At 70.0% G+C, this 7,614-nt stretch carries 3 protein-coding genes and 1 pseudogene; all 4 read right to left on the bottom strand.

The features are described from left to right. Positions 1-1,323 (bottom strand): type I polyketide synthase (locus CFP71_RS35210; protein ID WP_208636102.1); only part of this gene is annotated, 1,323 nt, incomplete at its 3' end. 39 nt (positions 1,324-1,362) lie between these two features. Further along, positions 1,363-5,688, bottom strand: a pseudogene (locus CFP71_RS45460) (type I polyketide synthase); the annotation flags it as partial. Positions 5,689-6,671: 983 nt separating this feature from the next. Beyond that, positions 6,672-7,211, bottom strand: a complete 540-nt coding sequence (locus tag CFP71_RS35200; RefSeq protein ID WP_244199955.1) for a GNAT family N-acetyltransferase — start codon at positions 7,209-7,211, stop codon at positions 6,672-6,674. A gap of 141 nt (positions 7,212-7,352) precedes the next feature. Continuing rightward, a partial coding sequence (locus CFP71_RS44410) for a hypothetical protein (RefSeq protein WP_167406385.1) occupies positions 7,353-7,614 on the bottom strand: 262 nt, incomplete at its 5' end.

The raw sequence follows: 7,614 nt of genomic DNA, 5'->3' as shown, positions 1-7,614 counted from the left end.
GCCCGCCCGGCGGGTCTCCCCTTCCGGCCACGGGCGCGCGGACGACAGGAGCTCGATCGAGCCCGGCGACCAGTCGACCTGCGGGCTCGGCGCGTCGATGTGCAGGCTCGCGGGCAGGATCCCGTTGCGCAGGGCCAGGACCATCTTGATGATCCCGGCGACACCGGCGGCGGCCTGGGTGTGGCCGATGTTGGTCTTCACCGACCCGAGCAGCAGTGGGCCGCGTTCACCACGGTCGCGGCCATACGTCGCTTGCAGGGCCTGGACCTCGATCGGGTCACCCAGGGTCGTGCCGGTGCCATGCGCCTCGACGACGTCGACATCCTTTGTGGACAGTCGAGCGTCGGCGAGCGCCTGGCGGATGACGCGCTGCTGTGACGGACCGTTGGGCGCGGTGAGGCCGTTGGACGCGCCGTCCTGGTTGACCGCGGAACCGCGCACGACGGCGAGGACCGGGTGCCCGTTGCGCCGGGCGTCGGAAAGGCGCTCCAGCACGATCATGCCGGCGCCCTCGCCCCAGGCGGTGCCGTCGGCCCCGGCGGCGAACGCCTTGACCAGCCCGTCGCGCGCGAGACCGCGCTGGCGGGAGAACTCGATGAACGCGTCCGGGCTCGCCATCACGGTGGCACCACCGGAAAGCGCGAGATCGCACTCCCCCGCGCGCAGCGCGCGGACGGCGAGGTGCAACGTGACCAGCGACGCCGAGCACGCCGTGTCGACGGTGACCGACGGGCCTTCCAGCCCGAGGACGTAGGAGATCCGTCCGGAAAGGACACTGCCGGAGATACCGGTACCTAGGTAGCCCTCGACGCCTTCGACGCCCTTGGGCAGGTCGCGGCCGTAGTCCTGGCCGTTGGTGCCGACGAAGACCCCGGCACGGCTGCCGGACAGCGACGCGGGGTCGATCCCGCCTCGTTCCAGCGCCTCCCACGACGTCTCCAGCAGCAGCCGCTGCTGCGGGTCCATCGAGACGGCCTCGCGCGGCGAGATGCCGAAGAACTCGGGGTCGAATTCTCCGGCGCCGTCGACGAAACCGCCTCGATCGACATAGCTGGTGCCCAGATGGTCCGGATCCGGGTCGACGAGCGCGCCGACGTCCCAGCCGCGGTCTTCGGGGAACCCGGTGATGCCGTGCTCCCCGGCGGTCAGCAGTTCCCAGAACCGCTCCGGCGTGCGGACGCCGCCCGGGAACCGGCAGCCCATGCCGACGATCGCGATCGGTTCGGCGGCGCGGTCCTCCAGCGCGGCCAGCCTGCCGCGCGTGCGCTGCAGCTCGCCGGTGACTCGCGTCAGGTAGTCGCGAAGCTTGTCGTTCTCACCCACGGTGTCCCCACTCATCGGTCGAGGTCGCGTGCACCCGGCTCAAGCGCCGAGTTGCTGGTCAATGAAGGCGAAGAGTTCGTCGTCCGAAGACGGCGCGAAGCCGGGCCCGTCCAGGCTCTCGGCGAGTTTCCGCAGGCGGGCGCCCGCTTTGCTGTGCTCGTCGCTGCCCGGGTCGAGGCGGCCGAGCGCGGCTTCCAGCCCGTCGAGCAGCTCTTCCAGGTCTTGTTCGGCGCCCGCCAGTTCCTGCCAGAGGTAGGCGGCGAGGGCCTGCGGGGTCGGATGGTCGAAGACGAGCGTCGCGGGCACGGCGAGGCCGGTCGCGGCGTCGAGACGGTTGCGCAGTTCGACCGCGGTCAGCGAGTCGAAGCCGAGTTCGGTGAACGCGCGGTCCGGCCCGATCGCCGAGGTGTCCGGATGGCCGAGCACCCGGGCGACGGTCTCGCGGGCGACCTTCAGCAGCAGGCGCCGCTGTTCCGGCTCGATCAGCCCGGTCAGCCGCGACCGCAGATCCGCCACCGGCGCTTCGGCGGCCGCGGCTTCCGGCCGGGGCAGCTCGGCGAGCATCGGCGCGGCACGGAAGTCCTCGAAGAACGACGGCCAGTCGAAGTCGGCGACGGTGACCCAGGTGTCGTCCGCGGCGATCGCCCGGACGAACTCCTCCGCCGCGGCTTCGGGGGTCATCGGGCGCAAACCCTTGCGGCGAACGGCGTCGTCGACCGCCTCGGCCATCCCGCCCTCGGCCCACGGGCCCCACGCGATCGACACGGCCTTGACCCCTTCGGCCCGCCACTGGGTCGCGAGCGCGTCGAGTTCCGCGTTCGCGGCGGCGTAGGCGGCCTGGCCGCCGTTGCCGAGCACCCCGGCGACGGAGGAGAACAGCACCAGCGCGTCGAGATCCTTCGTAAGCTCACGCAGATGCCGCGCGGCGGTCACCTTGGGCCGGGCTACGGCTTCGAACCGCTCCGGAGTGACGTCGTCGAGCAGGGCGTCGTCGAGGACGCCTGCGGTGTGCACGACCAGCTTGAGGTCGTCGAGACTGCTGACCACTGTGGACAGTGCGTCGCGGTCGGCGGCGTCGCAGGCGTGGATGCTGACGCGGGCGCCGAAATCCTCCAGTTTTTGGCGGAGTTCCGCCGCTCCGGGCGCGTTCTCTCCGCGCCGCGAAAGGAGCACCACGTGTTCGGTTCCGGCGCGGATCAGCCGTTCGGCGACGAGCGAGCCCAGCGCCCCGGTGCCGCCGGTGATCAGCGCGGTGCCGGAGGTGGTCCAGGCCGTGGTGGGCGCGGGAGCGGCGGGAACGAACCGGCGGGCGAAGATCCCGTCCTCGCGGATGGCGACCTCGTCCTCCGGACCACCGAGCACGTCCTTGAGGCGGGCGGCGGCGGTCTCTTCGGGCAGGATCACGCAGCCGCCCCAGCGGCGAGGCTGCTCGATCGCCGCGACCCGCGCGACGGCGGCGACGCCGGGATCGCTGGTGGCGCACCAGATCTTCGCCGGGGAATCCCGCAGAAGGGCGGCGAGCGCGGCGGCGTCCGGCGGGAAGGCGAGGACCGGCCCGGTCTCCGGAATCTCCGTCACCAGGGGCGCGTCGAGTGCCTTCGCGGCGGCTTCCGCCCATGCGTGGTGTTCGGGCGCGTAGACCGTCCAGGCTTCCTGTGACGCCATGGGCTCGACCGGACGCCAGACGACTTCGTACCGCCTGGCCGGAGGCGTGCTCCGATCGGCGGCGGCGAGCCAGAAGCGGTCACGCCGGAAGGGATACGTCGGCAAGTCGACACGGGTACCGCCGCCGAGGATCCCGGCCCAGTCGAGCCGCACGCCGGCGGTGAAGAGCCTCGCCCGCGCGAGATCGGCGGCGGCCGCCTCGTCGCGGTCTTTCCTTTGGGTGGCGATAAAAGTGCCGTCGCTGACACAGTCGGCACCGAGGGCGGTCAGGGAGGCGTCGGGCCCGATCTCGACGAAGCGCCGGACTCCGCGCGCGTGCAGGGTCTTCACGCCGTCGGCGAACCGGACGGCGTCGCGTACCTGCCGTACCCAGTACTCCGGGTCGCGCACGTCACCGGCGATGATCGGGATCCGCGGTTCGGCGTACGTCACGCTCGCGGCGACCTCGCGGAAGTCGTCGAGCATCCCGTCCATCATCGCGGAGTGGAAGGCGTGACTGACCGAGAGCCGTTTGGCGCGGCGGCCCGGGAAGGCTTCGAGAACGGCGGTGACAGCGGCTTCCTCGCCGGAGAGCACGACCGAGGAGGGCCCGTTGATCGCGGCGATGCTCACGCCGTCGGGCAGGTCCAGTTCCCCTTCGGTGGCTTGCAGCGCGACCATCACCCCGCCCGAGGGCTGTGCCTGCATCAGCCTGCCACGGGCGGCGACCAAGCGGGCGGCGTCGTCGAGCGACCACACACCGGCGATGTACGCCGCGGCGAGCTCGCCGATGGAGTGTCCGAGCAGGTAGTCCGGTTCGACACCCCACGACCGCACCAGTTCGGCCATCGCGACCTCGAAAGCGAACAACGCGGGCTGCGCGACGTCGGTCCGGTCGATCCTCGTCTGGTCCTCGCAGGCAAGGACTTCGGCGAGGTTGAAGCCGGTGTGCGCGTCGAGCCGCTCCGCGACGCGGACGAAAGCCTCGCCGAAGACCGGGAACGCCGTCGCGAGCGCGGTGCCCATCGCGAGGCGCTGCGCTCCTTGGCCGGTGCACAGGAACGCCGACTTGCCGCTGCCCGCGCGGCCGGTGACGACGCCGGGCGCGGCCTCCCCTCGGGCAAGGGAACCGAGTCCGGCGCGAAGTTCTTCCTCGTCGGCGCCGGTGACGACCGCGCGGTACGGCAGCGGCGCCCGGCCGGTGGCGAGCGACCAAGCGATGTCGGCGGGGTCGCCGCCGGTCTGGAGCAGCCGGTCCGCCAACTCGGGAAGGACGGCCTCACTGCGGGCCGAAAGCACCCAGGGGGCCCGGACTCGCGCGTGGCGCTCGGCGGGGGCCGGTTCCGGGGCTTGGCGGAGGATGACGTGCGAGTTGGTACCGCTGATCCCGAACGACGACACCGCCGCCGCGCGCGGGCGGCCGGTCTCGGGCCAGGTCCGGTGCTCGGTGAGGAGTTCGACCGCGCCGGAATCCCAGGCGACGTGCGGCGAAGGCTCGTCGGCGTGCAGCGTGCGCGGAAGTTCGCCGCGGCGCAGCGCCTCGACCATCTTGATGATCCCGGCGACCCCGGCCGCGGCCTGCGTGTGGCCGATGTTCGACTTGACCGAGCCGAGCCACAGCGGGTTTTCCCGTTCGCGGCCGTAGGTGGCCAGCAAGGTGTCGGCCTCGATCGGGTCGCCGAGTTTCGTGCCCGTGCCGTGCGCCTCGACGACGTCGATGTCCGAAGTGGACAGTCCCGCGCTCTTCAGGGCGCTGCGGATCACGCGCTGCTGAGACGGCCCGTTCGGCGCGGTGAGCCCGTTCGACGCGCCGTCGGAATTGACCGCGGAGCCCTGGACGACCGCGAGTACCCGGTGTCCGTTGCGGACGGCGTCGGACAGCTTCTCCAGCACCAGGACGCCGGCGCCCTCGCCCCAGCCGGTGCCGTCGGCGCCCGCTCCGAAGGACTTGCAGCGCCCGTCCGGGGCGAGCCCGCGCTGGCGGGAAAATTCGATGAAGGTGTCCGGGACGGCCATCACGGTCGCGCCACCGGCGAGGGCGAGCGAACACTCCCCTGACCGCAACGCCTGCGCGGCCAGGTGGACGGCCACGAGCGACGACGAGCAGGCGGTGTCCACCGACACGGCCGGCCCCTCGAAGCCGAAGGTGTAGGCGACCCGGCCGGACAGCACACTGCCCGCCGTGCCGGTGCCGAGAAAGCCCTCGACGCCTTCGGGCAGTTCGGTGACGCCGGAGCCGTAGTCGTGGTACATGATCCCGGCGAACACGCCGGTCGCACTGCCCTTCAACGCCGATGCGTCGAGCCCGGCGCGCTCGATCGCCTCCCAGCTGATCTGCAACAGGAGCCGCTGCTGCGGGTCCATCGCGAGCGCCTCACGCGGGGAGATACCGAAGAACTCGGGGTCGAATTCGGCGGCCTCGTGGAGGAATCCCCCCTCACGCGCGTAGGACGTGCCAGGGTGATCGGGGTCGGGATGGAACAGCTCGGCGAGGTTCCAGCCGCGGTCCTCCGGAAATTCCGAAACCGCGTCGCGGCCGTCGGCCACCAGATCCCACAACGCCTCGGGCGAGTCGACCCCGCCCGGGTAACGGCATCCCATGCCGATGATCGCGACCGGCTCTTTCGCCGCTTCGGCGAGCTCGCGATTGCGCGCGGCCAGCCTGCTGTTCTCCTTGACCGACTCCCGCAGCGCGGTCACCAGCTCTTCGGGTGTCGCCATCAGATTCTCCGGACCGGACGAGACGGACGCAGCTCGGACATGGCCTCATCCTGGGCGCGGGCGCCGCTCGGCCTGGGCGCTGTTCACCACCCCGGCCCCATTCGCCGGTAACCGAGGGCCCACTTGCGTCCGTGACGGCGCTCGGACCGACGGTCGTGAGCAGCGAGGCGTGTCCACGGAACGGGTCAGTGACTCCGCGCGACACCAGACCTCGGGCACCCACTGTGTGGATTTTGGTGCGTTGGACGCTCAGAAATCCACACAGTCCCGTATGACCGGACCGGTCACGGCCAGGTGACCCGAAAGACTTGAGGGGGTGTGTGGAAATAGGGACATTCAACGTCCCTATTTCCACACACCCCTGAGTGACAGCACTTTATCACTCGCGACCCCACACAGAATAGCCCATTCGGACATAAATCGGACGCTAAACTGCCTTGACCACTCACGATTCCCTTTCACCGATACGACCTGGCGGACCATGGCTCGCGCAGTATCTGAGGCCGACGAGCGAGTGGCCTGGCTGTTCGATCGGTTGTTCCGATGCTTGTCGAAGTCGCCGACCAGTCTGAAATCCCATTCAGCTCAGGGTCGCCTACGCGATATCGCGCATGACGACACGATTAAAGGAAACCTTTGAGAAGAACTAAAGAGGCCCGGGCCGTGGCGGGCGATCACCTGAGTGTGGGCATGCCGAGGGGCCCGTCGCCGGTGGCGGTGGCGGGCTCCCTCGGGTTCAGCGGCGTGGCTTCTGTAGTGGGTCGAGGTACTGCGGCGGAACGAACTCAGGACTGCCGTCGGCTGCGAGGCGGACTGTCCAGCCGGATTGACCGTGGATGACCATGTGGTGATAGCGCGAATGTGAAACAGTTTCCGAAAAGTGGATTGAAGATATTTCGATTTATGGCGGCGAGTTGCATATGTCGCTTGCGAATCGCAACTGAGCCTTTCCAACCTCACTCTGAACAGGTTGGGAGGAGTACTCATGGCGTTCCGGGACGATGCTCTGAGCGGAGCAGGCCGTAGACGAGCACGTCGACATACTCGCCGTGGTAGAAGGACCTGTCGCGCATGACCCCTTCCCGGCGGAATCCCAGGCGTTCGAGGGCCTTCTGCTCGCCGAGGTTGCCGCCATTGGTGAGGGCTTCGATTCTGTTCGCGGTCGTGCGGCCGAACAGGTAGTCCACGAGCAGCTGCTGCGCCATCGTGCCCACTCCCTGTCCGCGATGCTCGGGCAGCACCCCCACGCCGATCTCGTAGGTGACACCCGAGGGGAAGCCGCGGGGCTTCCAGGAGACGATGCCGATCACCGTGTCGTCGGCCCGCGCGATCGCCACCGCTGCGGACTCGGCGGAGATGTACCCGTCGATCTCCCATCGCTTGCGGCGTGCCCTCGGATCACCGAATCCGGGCCAGTCGAACTCGCCGAGCGCATCGGGATCCGTGCAGAGGCGGTCGAGAAAGGCGAGGTCGGCCTCGGTGAACGCCCTCAAGTGGACGTCCGGGCGGTTCGCTGGAGTCATGAAGTCCAGTATGGCGCGCTGCCTACTGGGGCGGCGGATCACCGGCCTGGCACCGGCCCAGAAAGACCGTGAAGGGCGCTTTCCCCGCACGGCATGCGGGGAAAGCGCCCTTCACAGCGTCCAATGCGGGGAAAGTCCCCGTCAGCCCTCGGAACTCGACATCGCCCGGCTGATCAGGTCCACCACATCCAGATCGTCGATGGACTCGACAGCGGGCTCCACGACAGACGAAGGCACCTCTTCGGCCAGCTTCACCAGAGCCTCCAGCACGCCCAGTTCCCGGAACCGGTCGAGCGACGCGCCGGCCAGGGCCCGCCGCAGCCGCGCCTCGTCCGGCACCGCCACTTCGGGGAACAGCAGCGTGCCGAGGTGCGCCGCGAGCGCCGCCGGGGTCGGGTGGTCG

The organism is Amycolatopsis thailandensis, from assembly GCF_002234405.1.
Taxonomy (GTDB): domain Bacteria; phylum Actinomycetota; class Actinomycetes; order Mycobacteriales; family Pseudonocardiaceae; genus Amycolatopsis; species Amycolatopsis thailandensis.
This window is presented reverse-complemented; position numbering and strand designations above follow the sequence as displayed.